This window comes from Actinoplanes sp. NPDC048796, from assembly GCF_040650035.1.
GTDB lineage: Bacteria > Actinomycetota > Actinomycetes > Mycobacteriales > Micromonosporaceae > Actinoplanes.
The window spans coordinates 243141-263775 of record NZ_JBEZGO010000011.1 but is presented as its reverse complement, the minus strand read 5'-3'; the positions used below and the strand labels follow the sequence as shown (position 1 = coordinate 263775).

The 20635-nt window shown below is 70.1% G+C and carries 19 protein-coding genes; 12 read left to right on the top strand and 7 right to left on the bottom strand.

Translation table 11 applies throughout. The features are described from left to right. The first annotated feature begins 105 nt into the window (after positions 1–105). Positions 106–945 (top strand): alpha/beta hydrolase fold domain-containing protein, encoded by an 840-nt coding sequence (locus AB0C26_RS35335; RefSeq protein ID WP_360256566.1) that lies wholly within the window; start codon positions 106–108, stop codon positions 943–945. A gap of 6 nt (positions 946–951) precedes the next feature. Here AB0C26_RS35335 and AB0C26_RS35330 read toward each other — a convergent pair whose 3' ends face one another. Both AB0C26_RS35330 and AB0C26_RS35325 read right to left on the bottom strand, forming a co-directional pair. Continuing rightward, positions 952–1233 carry a hypothetical protein gene (locus tag AB0C26_RS35330; protein WP_360256564.1) on the bottom strand — a complete coding sequence of 94 codons (282 nt, stop codon included), beginning with the start codon at positions 1231–1233 and terminating at the stop codon, positions 952–954. A gap of 14 nt (positions 1234–1247) precedes the next feature. After that, positions 1248–1514, bottom strand: a complete 267-nt coding sequence (locus AB0C26_RS35325) for a hypothetical protein (RefSeq protein WP_360256562.1) — start codon at positions 1512–1514, stop codon at positions 1248–1250. 214 nt (positions 1515–1728) lie between these two features. Here AB0C26_RS35325 and AB0C26_RS35320 point away from each other — a divergent pair, with 214 nt between their 5' ends. Further along, positions 1729–2118, top strand: a complete 390-nt coding sequence (locus AB0C26_RS35320) for a DUF6582 domain-containing protein (protein WP_360256560.1) — start codon at positions 1729–1731, stop codon at positions 2116–2118. Here the strand turns inward: AB0C26_RS35320 and AB0C26_RS35315 are convergent. Beyond that, positions 2108–2854 (bottom strand): ATP-binding protein, encoded by a 747-nt coding sequence (locus AB0C26_RS35315; RefSeq protein WP_360256558.1) that lies wholly within the window; start codon positions 2852–2854, stop codon positions 2108–2110. The genes AB0C26_RS35320 and AB0C26_RS35315 overlap by 11 nt on opposite strands. A 202-nt stretch (positions 2855–3056) precedes the next feature. On the opposite strand from AB0C26_RS35315, the gene AB0C26_RS35310 reads away from it, so the two are divergent. From AB0C26_RS35310 to glgX, 9 genes are all read left to right on the top strand, one after another. Continuing rightward, complete coding sequence (locus AB0C26_RS35310) at positions 3057–4001, top strand: helix-turn-helix transcriptional regulator (protein WP_360256556.1); 945 nt, start codon at positions 3057–3059, stop codon at positions 3999–4001. 63 nt (positions 4002–4064) lie between these two features. Beyond that, positions 4065–4892 (top strand): FAD binding domain-containing protein, encoded by an 828-nt coding sequence (locus AB0C26_RS35305; RefSeq protein ID WP_360256553.1) that lies wholly within the window; start codon positions 4065–4067, stop codon positions 4890–4892. 12 nt (positions 4893–4904) lie between these two features. Further along, positions 4905–5630 (top strand): CPBP family intramembrane glutamic endopeptidase, encoded by a 726-nt coding sequence (locus AB0C26_RS35300; RefSeq protein ID WP_360256551.1) that lies wholly within the window; start codon positions 4905–4907, stop codon positions 5628–5630. Positions 5631–5709: 79 nt separating this feature from the next. After that, the gene (locus AB0C26_RS35295; protein WP_360256549.1) at positions 5710–6096 is read left to right on the top strand and encodes a YbaB/EbfC family nucleoid-associated protein; all 387 of its coding nucleotides are present in this window, start codon (positions 5710–5712) and stop codon (positions 6094–6096) included. Further along, positions 6086–6418, top strand: a complete 333-nt coding sequence (locus AB0C26_RS35290; RefSeq protein WP_360256547.1) for a type VII secretion target — start codon at positions 6086–6088, stop codon at positions 6416–6418. The genes AB0C26_RS35295 and AB0C26_RS35290 overlap by 11 nt, the downstream gene beginning before the upstream one ends. Beyond that, entirely contained in the window at positions 6415–7797 is a 1383-nt protein-coding gene (locus tag AB0C26_RS35285) for a hypothetical protein (protein WP_360256544.1), read from the top strand. Before AB0C26_RS35290 ends, AB0C26_RS35285 begins: the two co-directional genes overlap by 4 nt. Positions 7798–7820: 23 nt before the next feature. Continuing rightward, on the top strand, positions 7821–8351 hold the full coding sequence (locus AB0C26_RS35280) for a hypothetical protein (RefSeq protein WP_360256541.1): 531 nt from the start codon (positions 7821–7823) through the stop codon (positions 8349–8351). 113 nt (positions 8352–8464) lie between these two features. Next, positions 8465–9955 (top strand): BCCT family transporter, encoded by a 1491-nt coding sequence (locus AB0C26_RS35275; protein ID WP_360256627.1) that lies wholly within the window; start codon positions 8465–8467, stop codon positions 9953–9955. Between the two features lie 33 nt (positions 9956–9988). Beyond that, positions 9989–12094: a glycogen debranching protein GlgX gene (gene glgX / locus AB0C26_RS35270; RefSeq protein ID WP_360256538.1), complete on the top strand. Its 2106-nt coding sequence runs from the start codon at positions 9989–9991 to the stop codon at positions 12092–12094. 272 nt (positions 12095–12366) lie between these two features. On the opposite strand, the gene AB0C26_RS35265 is transcribed toward glgX, so the two are convergent. Genes AB0C26_RS35265 through AB0C26_RS35250 form a run of 4 tightly spaced genes read right to left on the bottom strand, consistent with a single transcriptional unit; the run spans position 12367 to position 19728 of the window. Then, positions 12367–13326 carry a hypothetical protein gene (locus AB0C26_RS35265; protein WP_360256535.1) on the bottom strand — a complete coding sequence of 320 codons (960 nt, stop codon included), beginning with the start codon at positions 13324–13326 and terminating at the stop codon, positions 12367–12369. A gap of 11 nt (positions 13327–13337) precedes the next feature. Then, entirely contained in the window at positions 13338–14798 is a 1461-nt protein-coding gene (locus tag AB0C26_RS35260) for an OmpL47-type beta-barrel domain-containing protein (RefSeq protein ID WP_360256533.1), read from the bottom strand. After that, a complete protein-coding gene (locus AB0C26_RS35255) occupies positions 14795–18694 on the bottom strand; it encodes a ThuA domain-containing protein (protein WP_360256531.1) in 3900 nt (1299 codons plus the stop codon). The genes AB0C26_RS35260 and AB0C26_RS35255 overlap by 4 nt, the downstream gene beginning before the upstream one ends. Then, the gene (locus AB0C26_RS35250) at positions 18691–19728 is read right to left on the bottom strand and encodes a multicopper oxidase domain-containing protein (RefSeq protein WP_360256528.1); all 1038 of its coding nucleotides are present in this window, start codon (positions 19726–19728) and stop codon (positions 18691–18693) included. The genes AB0C26_RS35255 and AB0C26_RS35250 overlap by 4 nt, the downstream gene beginning before the upstream one ends. A 172-nt stretch (positions 19729–19900) precedes the next feature. Between AB0C26_RS35250 and AB0C26_RS35245 the strand changes: the two genes are divergently transcribed. Then, positions 19901–20623 carry a hypothetical protein gene (locus AB0C26_RS35245; protein ID WP_360256526.1) on the top strand — a complete coding sequence of 241 codons (723 nt, stop codon included), beginning with the start codon at positions 19901–19903 and terminating at the stop codon, positions 20621–20623. The last annotated feature ends 12 nt before the right edge of the window (positions 20624–20635 follow it).

Genomic DNA, 20635 nt, shown 5'->3' with positions numbered 1-20635 from the left:
CCCCGCAACAGTAGCCACCCGATCGGCCGCCCGCGACGGCTGGACTTCCGCGGACGGCGCATGCGTACCTCTTGCCCGGACGAACGAATCTTGTAACGTGGCGGCGTGTCGGCTTCCTGGCAGATGAGAGGCGTCGCGCTCTTCGTGCGGCTGGCCTACGCGCGCCGCTTCATCACCCCCGCCGCCGGGCAGCGCACGCTCGCGCGCCGCAAGGGCCCGTCGGCGCCACCGTTCACCACGGTCATGACCACGGTGAACGGCTTCCCGGTGCACCGGATCGGCGAGCCGTCGTCCCGTCCGCCGGTCGTCTACCTGCACGGCGGCGCCTACACGAGCGAGATCGTGCGGCAGCAGTGGGCGCTGGCCGGCGACCTCGCCCGGGAGACCGGCTGCGAGGTGCACGTGCCGATCTACGGCCTCGCGCCGCGGCATCACGGCCTCGAGGCGCTCGACTTCGTGACAGCGGTGATCCGCGATCTGGGCCGCCCCTGCTACCTGGTGGGCGACTCGTCCGGCGGCGGCCTGGCCCTGCTGGCGGCGCAGGCCACCCCGGCGTCGGTGGCCGGCCTGACCATGATCGCGCCGTGGCTGGACCTGACGATGTCGAACCCGCGGGTCGACGCCCTCGAACCGCACGACCCGTGGCTGACCCGCGCCGGCCTGCGCCCGATCGCCGCCGCCTGGGCCGGCGACCTGGCGCTGGACGATCCACGGGTGAGTCCCCTGTACGGCGACCTGTCCCAGCTACCGCCGACCCAGATCCTGGTCGGCACCCGCGACATCACCATGCCGGACTGCCGGCTCCTGCGCGACCGCGTCCCGGCCGGGACAAAGCTGACCTATCACGAGCAGGAGGGCGCGATCCACGCCTACCCCCTGCTGCCCGTGCCGGAAGCCGCGGCCGGCCGCCAGGCGATCTACGACCACATCCGTTCCACTTTTTAGTGCTTGTTACCGGAGTTGCCGATCGAGTTCGGTGACGGTTTTCCCGGTGGCCGCCGCCACTGCCTCGTGCTGCATGCCGCGAAGCTGGTTGTCGTCGACAGCGAAGAAGCCCTGATCCATACCGACGACAGAGTAAGCGTCGACGCCCTCGCGCCGGGCTTGCCCTGCAACTCGGCTTCCGGAAGGCTTTTCGCCCGTCTCGGCCGCCGGTGCCGTCGTCGTCCCGCACGCGCCGAGAACGGCGGCGAGCAGCACGATGACCGGGGCGATTCGAATGTGCGAGCGCATGCTGTCCCCTCCCACTAGTAGATGTCGTCGACGGCGGCGACGTCGTCCGCCCAGGGCGGCGTGCCGGGACAGCCGAACTTGGATCCGCCCTGCTCCATGACCGAGGGCCGGCCCGCGCAGCTCATCGAGACGTGGCCGAGACCGTAGGCGTGACCCCATTCGTGGGCGGCGACGATCCACTTCTGGCGCGTGGTCAGGCCGGCCATCGTCCGATCGTTGAAGTCGATCTCGATGGTTGTTTGTGCCGCGGTGGTCGCGGCCCCGGACGGCAGCGTCGACAACGCTCGGCGAACGGCTGCGGCGTGCGGAGCGCGACAGCGGAAACCCGGCAACAACGCGAGACGCGCCGCACGCGCGGGACCACCCGCTCGGCCGCGCCCGAGCAGGCGGGTGGCGCGCACCTTCGGCGGACGCCGGACCCCGCGTACTCCATCGCTCTTGTGCCGGCCGGCGACATCGCGTTTTACCGGCGGGCGATCGCGGCATAGAGCAGATATGGCTGACAACACGCTGGACGCCGCCGATCGCAACGCGATGCCCGACAGCACGTTCGCGTTTCCCCGCGTCCGTAAGGAACCCCTCAACGACGCCCGGCACGTTCGCAATGCGATCGCCCGCTTCGACCAGGTTCGGGACGTCTCCGACAAGGAACGCGACGAGGCGTTCCGGCGCATCAAGAAGGCCGCCGCCACGTTCGGCGTGGAGATGACCGAGTCGAGCTGGCGGGAGCTGGGCAAGCCGAGCGCGGGCCGCAAGTCGTCCGACAAGGCCCGCTCGAAGGCGACCCTGTACGCCGAGGCCCGCCGCCGGGGCATCGAGGGCCGCTCCACGATGACCAAGGCCGAGCTCGAGAAGGCCCTCGAGAAAAGCCCGGTCACGACGTGACGGTACCGCCGAGGGGGTTGGGCTGACGATCGGTGGCCAGCAGGGCCCAGACGATTTTGCCGCCGCGGATGCGGGTGGCGCCGGAGTGGGTGCTGACCGCGGCTATCAGGTGCAGGCCCCGGCCGTGTTCGATGCCGGGCTCGACGGCTCGGGGCATGACCGTGCTGGCGTCCTGGACGGCGACGCGCAGGTAGCGGCTGGAGCAGCAGACGACGACCTCGAAGTCGGAGGCGGCGTGCAGGATCGCGTTGGCCGCCAGCTCGGTGACGACGATGCGGGCGTCCTCCCGGACGGCGGGCAGGTTCCAGGCCGTGCAGGCCTCGTCGACCAGTCTGCGGGCGGCGCGCGCGTTCGCCGGGACGGGACCCAGGCGACGGCGGAGCCAGCGGGGGACGTACGAGCGTACGGCCGCCAAAGCCTGGTCCCGGTCGGCGTGATGAATGACGAAGCTGCGGTACGCGACGAGCTCGCGGGCGATGTCGGCGGCGCCCCCGTAGAACAGGACGGGCACGCCCCAGACCTCGTGCGCCCGGTAGGAGGCGGTGGCCAGGGTGGTGAGCTGGCCGGGCGCGTCCCGGCGCAGGCCGGAGAGGTCGACGAGCACGGCGGCGGGACATTCCGCGGCCGCCTTGCCGACGGCCGCGCGGACCGTGCTCGCCGTGGTGCGGGAGAGCAGGCCGGACAGCCGGACCGTGATGGATCCGGACTCGCTGTCACGTACCGTCGTCGTTCTCACCGCGAAAGTCGACACATCCTCATAAATCCGGCACAAGTGGGCGGACTTCAGCGCCCGGCGACTCTTTCACCTTGCTGCCTGAAGCTCCGAACGGACTACGCCGGAAACGAACAGCCCCCACGCCGCACTGTCGTGTGCGCGAAGCGGGATTGCCCCGGCCCGCCGTCCGGGGCACTGTGGGTCGCGATGAGGGGTGACGGCGATGATCAGCGTTTTCGAGACGAACGATCTCGACATGGCCTACGAGATGCTCAGCCGCACGTACTCGCGGGCGCGGATCACCCTCACCGGCGGGCGGCCCGGCATGCGGATCGCCAAGATGGGTCTCGGCCCGGTCTCCCTGCACCACGTCACCTTCACCATGAGCCACCGCGCCGACCTGGCCCCGATGGGGCAGATCGCCATCGGCCGGGCGCTGGCCGGTCACACCCGGTGCCGTACGGGCCGCGACTGGCTCGACACCGTCCCCGGTGACCTGTTCCTCGGCAGCCAGCCGGACATCGCCCTGCACACCGAGAGCGAGAACCACGACGGTGAGTACGCGTTGTTCCCGCCCGGCCTCTTCGCGCGCATCGCCGACGCCGCGCCCGGCCGGGCCGCGCGGCCGATCCGGTTCACCGGGTACCGGCCGGTGTCCGGCCGGGCGGCGTCGTTCTGGAGCCGGACCTACGACCACGTCCGCGACTACGTGGCCGGGCTGTCGGTGGACGACGAGCCGTTGCTGGTCGGCTCCGCCGTACAGATGCTGGCGTCGGTGACCTTGTCGGCCTTTCCGAACACCGCGCTGCGCGATCCCACCATCGAGGACCGCCGCGACGCGCACCCGGCGACAGTGCGGCGGGCGGTGACGTTCATCGAGGACTACGCCCATCTGGACATCACGCCGGCCGACATCGCGGCCACCGCACGGGTGACGATCCGCGCGCTGCAGCTCGCGTTCCGCCGCCACCTCGGCACGACCCCGACCGCCCTGCTCCGGCGTGTCCGCCTGGAACACGCCCACCGCCAGCTGCTCGAGGCCGACCCGGCCACCACCACCGTGTCGGCCGTCGCCATGCGGTGGGGCTTCGCCAGCCACAGCACCTTCACGGCACACTACCGGGCCGCGTACGGCGTCCTGCCGTCGCAGACACTGCGGCGCCGCTGAACTCCGACCCCGTTCGGGTGAACGCTTGTCCAAGAACAACCGGTTCGGGCAGCATGGGGTGCCGTGGACTACATCCCCGCCACCAGCCCCGCCGAAGTCCTGGCCACCCTCGCCGACGGGCAGGCCCAGGTGCTCGCCGGTGGACAGAGCCTGTTCTTCGCCGATCCACCCCGCCGGGTGGTCGACATCAACCGGGTCGCCGAGTTCGACGTGCTGACCGAGGTGGACGGCACCCTGCGCGTCGGCCCCCTCGTCCGGCACCGGACATTCGAGACGGACGCCGTGGCCGGACCGCTCGGCGATCTGCTCCGCGTGGTCGTCCGCCACATCGGCCACCCGCCCGTCCGCGCCCGCGGCACCATGGTCGGCAGCCTCGCCTACGCCCACCCGGCCGCCGAGTGGACGGTCGTGGCGATGATCCTCGACGCGTCCCTGGAACTGAGCAGCCCGGGCGGGAGCCGGACCGTGCCGGCCGCGCGCTTCTTCACCGGCGCCGGCACGACCGCGCGCCGGCCGGACGAACTGCTGTCCGGTGTGCTCCTGCCGCAACTGCCGCCCGGAACCGGGGTCGGCTACGCGGAGGACCGCCGAGGACCGGGCATCTGGGCGTACGCGGCCACGATGACCGCCGTCACGATGGTCGACGACGTGGTCACCGCCGCCGCGATCGGCCTGGTGAACGCCGGGCCGTGCCCGGTGCGGGCCCGCGACGCCGAACGGGCCCTGATCGGCACCACGTTCTCCGACACGGCGATCACCGCCGCCGCCAACGCGGCCGCGGCCGAGGTCGCCGGCGACGACCGCCGGCGGGCCGTGCACGTCCTCACCCGGAGAGCACTGACACAGGCCCGGGAGGGCAGCTACCAGGGATCTTGGCTTTCCGCACGGTAGCTTTAGGCGCCTATGCCAGTCGTCATCCCCTCGAGGCGCCGCCTCGCCCTGCTGCTCGGCGCCGTCCTCGTCATCCTGGCCGCGGTCAACGTGGCGGACAAGTTCGGCCCACGCCACACCGGCCTGGTGGCCGGCCCCCTGGTCGCGCTCGGCCTGCTCCTGCTGGCCCGCCGCGTCGGGCTCACCTGGCACGACCTGGGCCTGTCCCGCCGGACCCTGCTGCCCGGCCTGAAGTACGCGATAGGCGCCATCCTGGCGGTGGCAGTGGTCTACGGCATCGGCGCGGCGCTGCCGCTGACCCGCTCGGCGTTCCTCGACGCCCGCTACCACCTGCATCCGGGCGCCGCCCTGCTCACGGCCTTCATCGTGGTCCCGCTGGGCACGGTCCTGCTCGAGGAGATCGCCTTCCGCGGCGTCCTGCTCGGCCTGATCAACCGCCACCGCGGCGCCGTCCTGGCCAGCGTCACGTCGTCAGTCCTGTTCGGCTTCTGGCACATCCTCCCGAGCCTGCGGCTCAACGAGGCCAACCAGGCCGTACGCGCGGCGGTCGGCGCCAGCCCGACGGGCCAGGTCCTGGCCATCCTGGGCGCGATGACCTTCACCGCGCTGGCCGGCCTGCTGCTCTGCGAACTCCGCCGCCGCAGCGGCAGCCTCCTGGCCGCCGCCGCCCTCCACTGGGCCACCAACGGCCTCGGCGTCCTGGTCGGCACGGCTTTAGCCACCCTGCGCCTGACCTGACACGAGATTCCAGCACTTCGGCGGTTTGACAGGAGAGCTCACTATTGCCCGGGACACCCGCGCGATAGGAGACGGGCCCGTGAGCGATGTCGATGCCGCCGAGGAGTGGCTGGATTCCTGGGTCGCCAACGTCGATGAGAGAGCGGCGATCGCCGTCGAATTGTCCCGTCGCGTAGCCGCGCTGACAGGCGAGGCGAAGAGCGAGGACGGCCTTCTGCGCGTCGCGGTCGGATCGGCCGGGCAACTGATCGAGCTCGACATAGATGACCGGGCACGACAACGTGCCGGCTCGGAAATAAGCCGGGAGATCATGGCGCTCGTCCAGCGAGCTCAGGCCCAGCTGTCGTCCAAGGTCGCCGAGCAGGTACGGGAGACCGTCGGCGTCGACACCGAGACCGGGCGTGCGGTGATCCATTCGTATGCCGAACGCTTCCCGCGAACGGGCGGATCCGACCATGTCCAGTGATCAGGTTCGGTTCCCGGCGCCAGCCGTTCACCAACACGCCGCCAGCGTGGAGGGGATCGCCGACTCCGTGCGAACGGCCCGGTCGGCGGTACACGAGGTCAGCATGGACACGCAAGCGTACGGCCAGCTCTGCCAGTTCCTTCCGGGCCTGCTCAGTCCGATCTTCTCGCTGGCGGTCGATGCCCTCGGCGATGCCGATGGCGCGCTCCGCGAGACCGCGGAGAACCTCCGCGCTGTCGCCGCCGGCTTTGCGGCCACCGACGATTCCGCGGCGCGGGCCATCCAGGCCGCGGCCGGCCCGCTTCTCGAGTTGCCGCTGTGACCGCCAACCCCCTTGTCGCGCCGAGTCACGACTCCACTACCTGGTCCACCGGTCTTGGTCTCGTCGAGGACGCGGTTGCCATCACCAACGGGATCCGCGGCAATAGTTGGGTCGACGGAACGCTGGGCGGTGTGGGCGCCTCGCTCGACATGTTGTCCATGGCGGTCGACCCGCTGGGAACCCTGGTGTCCTGGGGCGTCTCCTGGCTCATGGAGCATGTCAAGCCCTTGAAGGAGGCACTGGATTGGCTCGCCGGCAACGCGGACGAGGTCGCCGCGCACGCCGCGACATGGTCCAACGTATCCGCCTTCACAGAACAGGCTCGTCAGGAGTACGCCGATCGCCTCGGTGCCGAGATCTCGGATTGGTTCGGCTCATCCGGCGAGGCCTACCGCGAGCATGCCCGGCTGCATCTCGAGACGCTGGAAGGCCTGGCCACCGCGGCAAAAGGCATTTCGTACGCTGTCGAGGGCGCCGGCCTTCTTGTCGCGCTCGTGCGAGGCATCGTTCGTGACCTGATCGCCGAGTTCATCGGGACCCTCGCCGCACGCCTCCCGCAATGGCTGGCCGAAGAGGGACTGACCCTGGGTCTCGCCACTCCGGTGGTGATCGGCCAGGTATCCGCCCTGGTGGCCAAGTGGGTCAACAGAATCCAGCACTTCGTCCGCGGCCTGCTGAACAGCCTGCGCCGGCTCCACCCCATGCTCGACGACCTCGCCGAGATCTTCACCAAGTTCAGCGGCCGCAGCCGGTCCCTCGCAGACACGGATCCCGCAACACCCTCCGGCGGCAGCGAGTTCCGAGCGGACTTTCCTCGCGGCTCCGACTTCGTCACCGGCGACGCGTTCACTGAGCGGGCCGCTGAGGCATACCGGCGTATCCGCAACAGTCCGGATGATGTGCCGCTTGCTGCCGCCAACACGGGCATCGACCCGTCGGTCATCGAGGGGATGCGCCAGAACCTCTTCGTTCAGCAGCACGACATCGCTATCGGACCGAACCAGGTCGAAAGGGGTTACTTCACTCCGGACGACCGCATCGCCGATCTCTGGGACGGCGCGACCAACGGCACACTCGATGCGAACTCGATCAGCCGATTCCGCAACCTGGCAGCACACGAATACGTCGAGAACAAATTGATGGAGGCGGGGATCCCCTTTCGTCCATCGCATCCCGACACTTTCGACGCCGAAGGCGGCCGCGTGCTGAGCCGCGAGCACCCAAGCGCGCACGACTTGGCTCCCAGCGAGTGGAAGCCGCATGCGCCGCTGCAGCATTGGAGGCTCTTCGGCATCGACAGTTCCGGGCTGCACTTGGCCGACGACCTCTCGAACCTGGACGAGATCGTTGACGCCGCTCTGAGAGGATTGGGCCGATGACACCCGAAGAATCAGTCCAGGCCATGGCCGACCGCCTGGTGGCAGTCAATTACGAGCGCAACGGCGACAAGTCCTGGTCCAAGGCGGCGCTGCTGCGCGAGTACTTCCGGCGGGCGGCGCTCTGGGCCGAAGCGTACGACTGCGATTCCCGTACGCCGTTCTTCGACATCGCGGAATGTGTGGCTCCCGCGGTTCGCGCTGATCCGGCTGTGGTTGAGGCCGTGGTACGCGGCGTGGACGACGGGACCCGTAACGCGATCACCTGGGTGGCTCCCCTCCTCTTGCACTGGGCCGCGGTGTCCGCGCCGCCGTCTGAGTTGCCGGAGCCGTTCGAGCCGCTGATTCTGCTCTTCGAGCGCGGCGGCGGCTTCCACACCGAGAACGGCGAAGTGGATCTGGAGTACCTGGCCGTGCCGATGCGAGGGTGGCGTGAGCGGGCCTCCGCCGCGCCGATGGCCAGTTTCGCGCCCGAGGTGTTGGACGAGATCGATCGGGCCGGCTCGCTGTCGCAGTTCGGTTACCTGATCGGTCCGGACGGGCGTCCCCTTCAGTAGCGCTTCACCGGCGCGGTAAAAGCGATTAGGGCGTTTTGCGGCCTATCGCCTGGAAGACTGGCTCGGTGAGTGAGGTGGATCGGCGGGCGGCTCCGGCGCGGGTTGATCGCACGATGGTGGTGGCCGGGATGGCCGGGGTGCTGGCGGTGGTGGTGTGGGCCGTCGTGGCGCCCGACGCGGTGGCCGGGGCCGGTGACGCCGGGCTCGGGTGGACCATTCGTACGTTCGGCTGGTTCTTCGTTCTGGCGGCGGACGCGTTCCTCGTGCTGGCGCTCGTCATCGCGGCCGGGCGGTTCGGGCGGGTCCGGCTCGGGGCCGACGACGAGCGGCCGGAGTTCACCACCCTGGCCTGGGTCGCCATGATGTTCAGCGCCGGCATGGGCATCGGGCTGGTGTTCTACGGGGTCGCCGAGCCGATCCAGCATTACGCGTCGCCGCCGCCGGCGTCGGGGGCGGTGGCCGGGACGCCGCACGCGGCCTCGGTGGCGATGCAGTACACGCTGTTCCACTGGACGCTGCATCCGTGGGCCATCTACGCGGTGGCGGGGCTCGCCCTGGCGTACTCCACCTTTCGCCGGGGACGCGGCAACCTGCTCTCGGCCGCTTTCCGGCCGTTGCTGGGCGACCGCGCCGACGGGGCGGCCGGGCGGATCATCGACCTGGTCGCGGTCTTCGCCACCGTGTTCGGGTCGGCGACCAGCCTGGGTATCGGGGCCCTGCAGGTCGCGGCCGGGCTCGACATCGTGGCCGGGATCCCGGACACCCGTACGGTCGAAGTGGTCATCGTCGCCTCGCTGATCGGGGCCTTCCTGGTGTCGGCGATGTCCGGGCTCGACCGCGGCGTCAAATGGCTGTCCACGATCAACGTGTGGCTGACCGTGCTGCTGCTGGTGTTCGTCTTCGCGCTGGGGCCGACCATCTACGCGCTCGAGGTGCTGCCGGCCTCGATCGGCGACTACCTGAACTCGCTGCTGGTCATGTCGACGCGGACCGGGGCGTTCTCGGATCCGTCGTGGATGGGCGCCTGGACGCTCTTCTACTGGGCGTGGTGGATCTCCTGGGCGCCGTTCGTCGGCACGTTCATCGCCCGGATCTCGCGTGGCCGGACCGTACGGCAGTTCGTCGTGGGTGTGCTGCTGATCCCCAGCGGCGCGAGTGCCGTCTGGTTCGCCGTCCTGGGTGGCAGCGCGCTGCGTACCCAGATCACCGGCACCGCCGACATCGTGGCCGACGTCGCCGAGGGCGCCGAGAACGGCCTGTTCGGCCTCTTGGACGCCCTGCCGGCGGCCACGGTGACGACGGCCCTGGCGGTGCTGCTGGTGGCGCTGTACTTCATCACCAGCGCCGACTCGGCCTCCCTGGTCCTGGCCTCGCTGACCTCGCGCGGCGCCCTGCACCCGGCCCGCCCGCTCGTGGTGGCGTGGGGCGTCCTGATCGGCGCCATCGGGGCCACGCTGCTGCTGGCCGGCGGTCTCCAGGCGCTGCAGCAGGCGACGGTGGTCATCGCGCTGCCATTCTCGGCCATCATGCTGCTGCTCGCCGTCGCTTTGATGAAAGACCTGGTGGCGGAAGAGCGCAGGCTTGATCAGCTCGGGAGGGGGTAGCCAGGCCGGGTCCGTCGGCGAAAGAGGAGAGCGATGAAGGTCTGGCCTGGTAACCCGTATCCGTTGGGGGCTACCTATGACGGGGGCGGGACGAACTTCGCGCTCTTCTCGGAGGTGGCCGAGCGGGTCGAGTTGTGCCTGTTCGGGGAGGACGGGAGTGAGACCCGGGTCGACCTGCCGGAGCGGGAGGCGTTCGTCTGGCACGGGTATCTGCCGCGGGTGGTGCCGGGGCAACGGTACGGCTATCGGGTCCATGGGCCGTACGACCCGGGTAGCGGGCTTCGGTGCAATCCGGCCAAGCTGCTGCTCGACCCGTACGCGAAGGCTGTCGACGGTGATGTGGAGTGGGACGAGGCCCTGTTCTCGTACAAGTTCGGTGACCCGGAGGGCTTCAACGACACCGATTCGGCGCCGTTCGCGCAGCGGTCCGTGGTCATCAACCCGTACTTCGACTGGGGGAACGACCGGCCCCTGAAGGTTCCGTTCCATCAGACGGTGATCTACGAGGCGCATGTGAAGGGTATGACCATGCGCCATCCGGGGATTCCGGAGGATGTGCGGGGGACCTATTCGGGGCTCGCCCACCCGGTGATGATCAAGTATCTGCGGGAGCTGGGGGTCACGGCGGTCGAGTTGATGCCGGTGCACCAGTTCGTGCACGACAGTGGGCTGATCGAGCGCGGGCTGTCGAACTACTGGGGTTACAACACGATCGGCTTCTTCGCGCCGCACAACGGCTACGCCTCGTTCGGTGGGCACGGCGGTCAGGTGCAGGAGTTCAAGTCGATGGTGAAGGCGCTGCACCAGGCCGGCATCGAGGTCATTCTGGACGTGGTCTACAACCACACCGCCGAGGGGAACCATCTCGGGCCGACGCTGTCGTTCCGGGGGATCGACAACCCGGCGTACTACCGGCTGGTGGACGACGACCGGCAGTACTACTACGACACCACGGGCACGGGAAACAGTTTCAACGTCCGGCACCACGAGGCGCTGCGGCTGCTCATGGACTCGCTGCGGTACTGGGTGACCGAGATGCACGTCGACGGGTTCCGGTTCGACCTCGCCGCCGCCCTGGCCCGCGAGTTCCACGCCGTGGACCGGCTGGCCGCGTTCTTCGACCTGGTCAACCAGGACCCGGTGGTGTCGCAGGTCAAGCTCATCGCCGAGCCGTGGGACGTCGGGGACGGCGGCTACCAGGTCGGCGGGTTCCCGCCCAACTGGACCGAGTGGAACGGCAAGTACCGCGACTCCGTCCGTGACTTCTGGCGGGGCGAGCCGGCCAGCCTGGGCGAGTTCGCGTCGCGGTTCACCGGCAGCTCCGACCTGTACGAGATCGACGGCCGGCGGCCGATCGCGTCCATCAACTTCGTCACCGCCCACGACGGCTTCACACTGCACGACCTGGTGTCGTACAACGAGAAGCACAACGACGCCAACGGCGAGGCCAACCGCGACGGGGAGAGTCACAACCGGTCGTGGAACTGCGGGGCCGAGGGGCCCACCGACGACGCCGCCGTGACCACCCTGCGGGAGCGGCAGAAGCGCAACTTCCTGGCCACCCTGCTGCTGAGCCAGGGTGTGCCGATGGTCGCGCACGGCGACGAGCTGGGCCGCACGCAGGGTGGCAACAACAACGTGTACGCCCAGGACAACGAGATCAGCTGGGTCGACTGGGCGCAGGCCCGGCACTACGACGTGCTGACCGTCTTCACCCGGCGGCTGACCCGGCTGCGCGCCGACCATCCGATCTTCCGGCGGCGCCGGTTCGTCACCGGTGAACCGGCCGGCGAGTCGAAGCTGCCGGGCATCGCCTGGCTGCGCTGCGACGGCGACCCGATGGGCGAGCCGGACTGGGGCGCCGGGGCGGCCCGCACCATCATCGTGTTCCTCAACGGCGAGGCCATCCCGGAGTCGGACGCGCTGGGCGACCGGATCGTCGACGACTCGTTCCTGCTGCTGTTCAACGCCGCGGCCGAGGACGTCGAGTTCACTCTGCCCGACGCGGCGTACGGGCAGAGCTGGGAGACCGTCGTCGACACGGCCGACCCGCTGCTCGCGGCCTCCACGGGCGTCAAGGCGCAGGGCACGGTGCCGATGACCGCGCACAGTCTGGTGGTTCTGCGGAGGTGTTACTGAAGGTCAGGTACGCGTCGGTGAGTACCGTGTCGTGGCCCGGTTCGAGGTGCCCGTCCGCCGTGCGTAGTCGCCGAGCGCCGTGAGGTTCTGGTGGTAGTGCACGCTGTCCCGGCCCGGCGCGGTCACGCTGAAGCGCAGACAGTCCGGGCCCAGCACGGCCGACGTCGGCGTGGAAGACGCCGATGGCCGACTCGGCCAGCAGCCCGCCGGTCCCCGGAGACGAGCCGGCCCCGGACGTCCGCACGTCCGGGGCCGGTTGGTGCGACAGGGAATCAGAGATTCGCCGGACCGGCGGCGGTGGCCTCCTGGACGGCGTCGACGCGCCGCTGTTCGGCCTTGCCGCTGTCGTCCTGGCGCGGGGCGGCCGGGCGGGCCGCCGAGCGGGCCGCGGCCGCCGCGGGCGGGTCGGTGACCACGCCCCGGCGGATCCGGTTGTTGGCGGCGATCTGGGCCACAGGCGTGTTGCCGGTCGCGGTCAGCACGCCGTCGATGATGTTGTCGTCGACCGTGACGCCGCCGGTGGTGCTGGTGACGCTCACGTCCTTGCCCCAGAAGCCGCCCGAGGCGCAGGAGTCGAGCGGGCCGTTCGGGCCGAGCTGCACGCCGCCGAGGTTGCCGGCGAAGGTGGCCTTGCCCCGCACCGAGCTGCCGCAGACGACGCTGCCGGTGGCGCTGTTGAGCACCGAGAGCGTGCCGTCGACGAACGAGTCGTGCAGATCGGTGTAGTACGTGCCGGTGCTGCTGACGTTGCCCGAGACCTCGGTGCCGTCGTCCAGGCGTACCTCTCCGGCCTGGACGTTGACGCTGCCCGTGACCGAGGAGCCCTCGACGAACAGGAAGCTGTCGACGGTGGTGGTGCCCTTGGCCCGCACGGTCACCGCGCCGCTCGCGGCGTCCTTGAGGTAGACGCCGTAGCCGCCGGCGGCCAGCACCACCGGGCCGGAGACCGTGGTGTCCGAGGCGTCGAAGTAGCCGTTGCCGGCGATGCGGACGTCGCCGGCGAACTGGCCGCCGGTGACGACCAGGTTGCCGCCGGCAGCCACGCTGACGTTGCCGGTGACGATGGTTCCGGTGAGCGCGCAGGACTCGCCGGCCGGCACGTAGAGGTCGTTGGGGACGGTGACCGCGCCGCCGGTGCCGACGCAGTAGGTGGTCAGGGCGGCGTCGGCCGGGGCGGCGGCGACCAGGCTGAGGGTGAGACCGGCGGTGAGGGCGGCCAGATAGCGTTTCACGGAGTTCCCCTTCATGATCCGATGTCCGAACGGGCGGCCGCGCGGACGATCGTGCCCTGCTGCCGTTTGGTGAGAGTGCCGCCGGTGACGAGCGCGGCGGTGACGGTCTCGGCGTGCCGCACGAAGGCGGCGTGGTCGGCGTAGTCGCCGTGCTCGGCGACCAGATCGTTGACGGTGCAGCCGTTGCTCAGCAAGGCGTTGGGAACGCCGGTGTCGTCACCGTCGATGATCACGGTGGCGCGGGTGTCCGGTACCGGGCACTCGCCCGTCCCGGAGCCGATCACCGTGAACGTCTGCGACTTCTCGGCCGACGTGTTGCCGGCGGCGTCGGTGGCCTTCGCCCGTACGGTGTGCGCGCCGAGCCCGGTGATCCGCAGCGGCGCCGCGTAGGCCGTCCAGGCCCCGCTGTCGAGCTGATACTGGATCGTTCCCGGCTCGGAAGAGCTGACCGTCACCGTGGCCACGCCCGGCTGGTTGTCGACCGCGATCGTCACCGTGGGCGCCGTGGTGTCGCGGCCCACCACCGTGAAGTGCGACATCTGCTCGGCCGAGGTGTTGCCGGCGTTGTCGGTCGCCCGGAAGTGCAGCATGTGCATGCCGGGCGTGCTGACGACGACGGGACCGGTGTACGCCGTGAAGGCCGCCCCGTCGAGGGAGTACTCGATCCGGGCCACCCCCGAGTCGGCGTCGGTGGCCGCGAGCGTGGCGGTGGCCGTACCCACGTAGTTGCCGTCACCGTCGCGGTCCCCCGCGAGTTGCGCGGTGACCGTCGGCGGCGTCGTGTCCTCGTCGGGTTCGGGCGCCACGACCGTGAAAGCCAGCGACCCGGCGGCCGACACGTTGCCCGACTTGTCGGTGGCCCGGTAGCGGACCGTGTGCGCGCCGGCGGCGGTCACCGCGACCGGCGCGGTGTAGGGCTGGAACGCGGCGCTGTCGAGGGCGTACTCGACGGTGTCGACGCCCGACCCGCTGTCGGACGCGGTGACCGTGACGGTCGCCGTGCCGATGTAGTTGCCGTCGCCGTCCCGGTTTCCGGCCGCCTGGGCGGCCACGGCCGGCGGCGTCGTGTCCGGCTCGGAGCCGCCGTCGGTCACCACGAGCTCGCCGACCATCGAGCTGTGCCCGGGGATGGAGCAGAAGTAGCGGTAGCGCCCCGGGGTCAGGGTCACGGTCGCCTCGTGGCGGCCGTTGTTGGCGTCGAACGGGTTGGCCAGGATGTTCAGCGTGACGTCGTGGTTGTAACCCTCGGTGGACGTGTCGAAGGTCAGCGTGTGCGGCATCCCGGTGGTGTTGCCGGTGGCCGCGCTGTTCTCGAACACGATGGTGGTCTGACCGGCCGCGGCCTGCGCCGGGGCCGACCGGTAGGCGGTGATGCTGTCGCCGGCCGTCCAGGTCAGCGTCTGCGCCGCGGCCGCCGGAGCGGCCGGGGCCAGAAGCATCAGGGCGGCCAGGATCAGGAGAAGCCGTTTCATAGAGCACGCACCCGGATGTCGCGGAAGTCGACCAGGTCGGTGTCGCTGTGGTTCTGCAGGCCGATCAGGCCCTCGGCGAACTGCCGGAGGTCGGTCGGCGGGTCACCGGCACGCGAGGACTGCTTGCCGGGGGTGTTGTCGAACTCGTTGATGACCTTGCCGTTGCGGATGATCGTGTAGTGCTGGCCGACGACCTTGATCTCGTACCGGTTCCACACGTTCTTCGCCGTGACGCCGGCCGCCGAGAGCGGGTTGACGTCGAAGTTGTAGATGGATCCGGTCTTCTGCGGCTCGCCGGTCTCGCCGTCGTAGATCTGCACCTCGTGGCCGCAGTAGATGGCCACCCAGGCCTGCGACGTGCGGGCCGAGCCGACCGTGCCGCAGCTGTCGGCCGGTCTCTGGTCGAGCGGGATCCGCGGGTCGGGGAACCTCGTGAAGACTCCGCTGTTGCCGCGGGCGTCGCCGGGTGCGACGTCACGGAACTGCAGCGTCAGCGAGAAGTCCTTGAACGGCTTGGTGTAATAGAGCATTCCGAGTCCGCCGCTGGGCCGCAGCGACCCGTCCGGCTGGATCGCAAACTGCCCGGTCGGCGCCTGCGCCCAGTCCCGCAGCGACTCCGGCGTGCCGTTGTACAGCGAGACGTAGCCGGTGTGACCCTCCTTGCCGATCGGCGACGACGCGGCCGCCCTGGTCAGCGCGCCCGCCTCCCGGGAGCTGAGCACCTTGTCGCCGGTCAGGCGCGAGGTGACCTCGGTGACGTGCCGGACGAAGGCGTCGTGCGAAGCCCACGTGCTCTCGTCGTCGATGAGGTCGTCGACGGTGCAGCCGTTGCCGACGACGCGGTTCGGCACACCCGAGTCGACAGCGTCCAGCCGTACGGTCGTGGCCGGGTCCGCCACCGCGCATCCCACCGTGACAGTCGTCTTGACGGTCGCGGTCTGCCCGCCGGCGTAGGTGATGACCAGCGTCGCCTCGTAGGTGCCGACCCGGGCGTACGTGTGCCGGGGGTTGGCCTCGGTCGAGGTGCCACCGTCGCCGAACGTCCACTTGTAGGAAAGACCGCCCGAACGGGAGCCGGAGAAGGCGTACGTCAGCGGCTTGTCCTGCACGGCCACGGCGGTCGCGGTCGGCGCGGGCGTCGGCGCGCCGCCCTGGTAGGTGATCCGGATCAGCTTCTGGTTGGGGTGCAGGCTGAAGAAACCACCCGCGTAGTCGAGCATGTAGAGCGCGCCGTCCGGGCCGAACTTGGCGTCCATCCAGGACTGGAGCTGGTTGGCGCCGCCGCCGGCCGGGATGATGGCCCGCAGCGACTCGCCGAACGCCGGCGGCTTCTGCTGCGGCACACCGGCCGGGTCGACGGTGACCGCGACCCGGTTGGCCGAGTTCGACTGGTCGCCGATGAGCCACTTGTCGTTCCAGTACGACGGCCAGGCGACGGTGCTGTTCGCGGTGACAAGATTGCGGTGGTACGTCGGGCCCGACATCACGGCCTGGCCGCCACCCCGCAGATACGGCTGGGTGTACGTGGCCTCGGCCGCCTTGTAGCTCGGCACGCCACTGGCGTCGCGGGCCGGGAAGACCGGGCCGCCGCCGTCCGGCGAGTACCAGATCATGTTGTTCTTGATGGGCGGCAGATCGGTCAGGCCGGTGTTGCGCGGCGACTCGTTCTTCGGGTGGTCACAGTCGTACCAGCCGGTCAGGACCTTGGCGTCGGTGTTGCTGCGGTCCCGGTACGGCTGCTTGTCGCCCATGCAGTACGGCCAGCCATGGTTGCCGGCCTCGGTGATGATGGTGGCCGTCTCGTACTTGGCCGGGCCCAGCTCCGGGCTCGGCGCCGAGGCGTCCGGGCCGACCCAGCCGGCGGTCAGCCACTGCTTCTCCGGGTCGATCTGCAGGCGGGCGATGTTGCGCACGCCCATCACGTAGATCTCGGGCCGGGTCTTCTCGGTGCCGGGCGGGAAGAGGTTGCCCGACGGGACGGTGTACGTGCCGTCGGCCTCCGGGTGAATCCGGATGATCTTGCCGTTGAGGTCGTTCGTGTTGCCGGCGGTACGCCGCGCGTCCTGGAACGACAGACCCTCGTACGCCTGGGTCCAGTTGTTGCCCGAGTAACCGTCCGAACCGCCCGACGAGTTGCTGTCGCCGGAGCCGACGTACAGGTTGCCCTTGGCGTCGAAGGCCATGCCGCCGCCCGCGTGGCAGCAGCTGTGAATCTGCACCGGCCACTGGAGCAGGTCCTTGCGGGTGCTCTGGTCGATCGTCTGGGCGGCCTTGTCATACGTGAAGCGCGAGATCGTGCGCTGCCCGATCCGCTTCTGCCGGTCGATCGAGGCGTGCGGCATCCAGTACACGTACAGCCAGCCGTTCTCGGCGAACTTCGGGTCGGGCACGATGCCGAGCAGGCCCTCCTCGTTCTTGACCAGCTCGTCGCCGCTGCCCCGGTTGCCCATCACGGGCAGCGTGGTCAGCAGCTTCACCTGCTTGGTGCCCGGGTCCCAGGAGTGGATGGTGCCGCAGCCCAGGCCCACGTTGGGGTCGTCCCAGCTGACCACCGGCCCGCTCGGGCAGGCCGCCTTGCCGACGTAGAACACCGTGCCGTCGGGCGTGATGGTCAGGCCGTGCGGCTCGCCGATCTGGTCGAGCTCGCCGGTCTTGTTGGCCGCGGTCAGCCGCTCCACCTTGTAGTTCGACGCGATGGTGGCCTGGCAGTCGCCGCGGACGATGCCGCTGGTCCAGCCGAGCGCGCCGGTCAGGTGCTTGCGGAACGCGTCCTCGCCGTAGCTGCCCTCGGTGTGGCCCATCCCGGTGTAGAAGGAGCGGCCGCCGTCGTAGTCACGGCACCAGGAGATCGGGTGGAACGGGCCGTTCGCGCCCAGACCCGGGTTGTAGTGCCGCTCCTCGACCTGGGCCACCGTGTGCACGGTGCCGATCGGGTTCGGATCCCAGTTGTTCCACCGGTCGTCGCGCGCCACGGTCAGCGGCAGGTCCTTCGTGGCCGGATGCTGGCGGTCGAGGATGTCGACCACGGCCCGGTTCACGGCCGGCGGGGCCGGCGTCTCGGTGGTGCCGGTGAACAGCCGCAGGTCGGCCAGCTGGATCAGCGGCTCGCCGCTGTTGGCGGTGATGTTCAGCCGGTAGAACGTGAAGTCGGCCGGGTTCGCGATGCCGAAGCGGCGGGTCTGGAAGCGCTCGGGGAAGGTCTGCCCCGTGCGGCGGTCCAGGTCGGTCCAGGCCGAGCCGTCGGCCGAGCCCTGCAGCGTCCAGTCCCTGGGGTCGCGGCCGTCGAAGTCGTTGGCCGAGGTCAGCGCGTACCCGGTGATCTTGGCCGGGCTCGCCAGCTCGTAGACCACCCAGCCGGTCGCGGTGCGGGTCAGCCACTTGGTGTTGGCGTCGCCGTCGGTGAGCTTGGAGCTGATCTCGTTGGGCGGGTTCTCCCCGCTGGCGCTCACCTTGGCCACCGGATGGGCCACCGGGATCGAGCCGGCCGGCCGGGTGCCGATCAGGCCGGTGAACCAGGTCGAGTCGAGCTGGGCGCGGGCCGCGTCGCCGACGCCGAGGAAGCCGCCCCCGGCGTTGACGAAGCTCTTCAGGGCCGCCTCCTGCCCGGCGTTCAGGGCGACGCCGTCGGCCGACAGGAAGACCACCGCACGGTACGCCGCCAGGTCGTCCGCGTTGAAGTCGGCCGCGTCGGTGCTGGCCGTCACCTCGAGCCCCTGAGCGGCGCCGAGTTCCTTGATGGTGGCCGTCGCCTTGACGACCGGGTCCTGCTGCGCGGCGGCCGCGCCCGAGAAGACGAGAACCTTGGGTTCGGCCGGTTCGGCGGCCGCCGCCTCTTTCGGCGGCGCGCCCCCGATGGTTAGTAGCGCGGCCATCGCCGCGGCTACGACTTGTCTCATGACCCACTCCCTCCGTGTACGTGGGCTTGCGCGGTGGCCGCCTTGTGCTGGTGGCCCTGGAACCGGTCGATCGCCTCCTGGGCGCCGGGCGGCATGCTGCCGTCGGCGTTGCGGACCAGGAAGATCCCGGCCATGCCGGCGTCCGAGTGGTTCTGGACGTGGCAGTGGTACATCCACGCGCCCGGCCCCACGGCCTCACCGGCCAGCACCTGGAACCCGAACGAGCTGCCCGGGTTGAGGTCCTTGTTGTCGATCACCTGGCTCGGGTCGGACGGGCCCTCGAGCATGCCGGTGCGGTTGTCGGCCCAGCGGTGCGCGTGCAGGTGGAACGTGTGGAAGAAGTTGCCGTGCCCGATGGCGATCCACTCCACCCGCTGGCCCAGGTTGGCCTCGAACATCGGCGTGTTGGGCGCGACCTTGTTGTTGATCTGCATGTCGTTGAAGACGACGGTGACCTGCTTGTCGGGCAGGATGTCGCCGCGCCGGCGCACGATCAGCGCGCCGTACAGTCCCCGGATGAGCCCGCCGGTGCCGTGGTCGGTGCCCATGGCGTGATCGTGGTAGTGCCAGTAGCCGGCGCTGCCCGGCATGAACCGCCGCCCGCTGGTGGCGGTCATCTCGTGTGAGCGCCACACGTAGGTGCGGGTCTGGCCGGGTTCGTTGTACGAGGCGTTGAACGGCGCCCCGTCCGAGTCGGTGCTGTAGTCGACGCCGTGCGGATGAATGCTCAGCCGCTGGTTGGTGGTGTTGACCAGGGTGATCTCGAGCGTGTCCCCTTCGTACATCTCGAGAATCGGCCCCGGGATCGTCGCCCCACCCGGCGTCAGGCCGTAGCCGAACTGGTTGCCCGGCAACGCCTCCGCGTAGATGGTGATCTTCCGGGTCACCCCGGCCGCGGCCTTCGCCGGTTCGCCCCGGGTCGTGGTCGCCACCGCGACCGCCCCGCCGGTGAGCCCGAGGACCCCCGCCGCGGCCAGAAGCGACCGGCGCCGGAGCTGGGGCTGCTCGTCTAGATTGACAACGTTGTCTTCCATGCGCGTCCTCCGCCGTCCCCCGGCCTCGGCCGGGAGTCCACGAGTCGAAAGAGGGGATGCGGTTACGGACTTTTTTCAGAAGTGTCAAAACTTTGGTCCGTTCCGAGCAACCTATGACTCATATCGACGAAAGTAAAGGTCTGCGATTGACCGGCATCGCTACCTTGCCCACATGGCCACCGCCGCCGCCATCGTGATCGTGATCGGCCTGGGCATGGTCGTCGTGTCCGGCCTGTTCGCCCTGATCAGCCTGGGTGACCTGCGGTTACGGCGCCTGCTCAGGCAAACCCGGCCGACTCCGATCGCCTCCTGGCGCCCCGGCCGGGTCGCCGCCGAAGGCTTCGTCGAGTGCGGCCCCGCCGGCCACCAGACGGCCCCATTGAGCGGCGCCGGGTGCGCGTGGTTCGACGTGAGTGCCACCTGCCACCGAGCGGGCGACAGCGACGGCGACCTGACCTGGCGTACGGACGTGGACCGCACCCCTGGCCGCCCCACGCTGGCCGACACCGGCGCCCGCGTCCCGATCGACCCGGCCGTTTTCGCGGGCTCCCGCGCCGCCGAGAACACCACGCGGGAGTACGTCCACAAACGCCACTCCGTGCCGCCACCGTGGATCCCGGCGAGCATGGCGGAGTCCCTCAAAAGGGGCGACAGCGTGACCGTACGGGAGATCCGCCTGCCCACGGGCGGGCCGGTGTTCGCTCTGGGCCGCCTCGAGAACGGCACCCTGATCCGCCGGGGCCGCACGATCTTCACCCCGGGCCGTCACGCCGACGCGGTGGAGGCCAACGACGGCGACCTGAGCCTGATGACCGTCACCATCCCGGTGTTCTTCCTGGGCGGCCTGATCGTCGCCGGCGTCGGCGTGGCCATCCTGCTGGCCGTCACGAACTGACGGAGCCCCTCC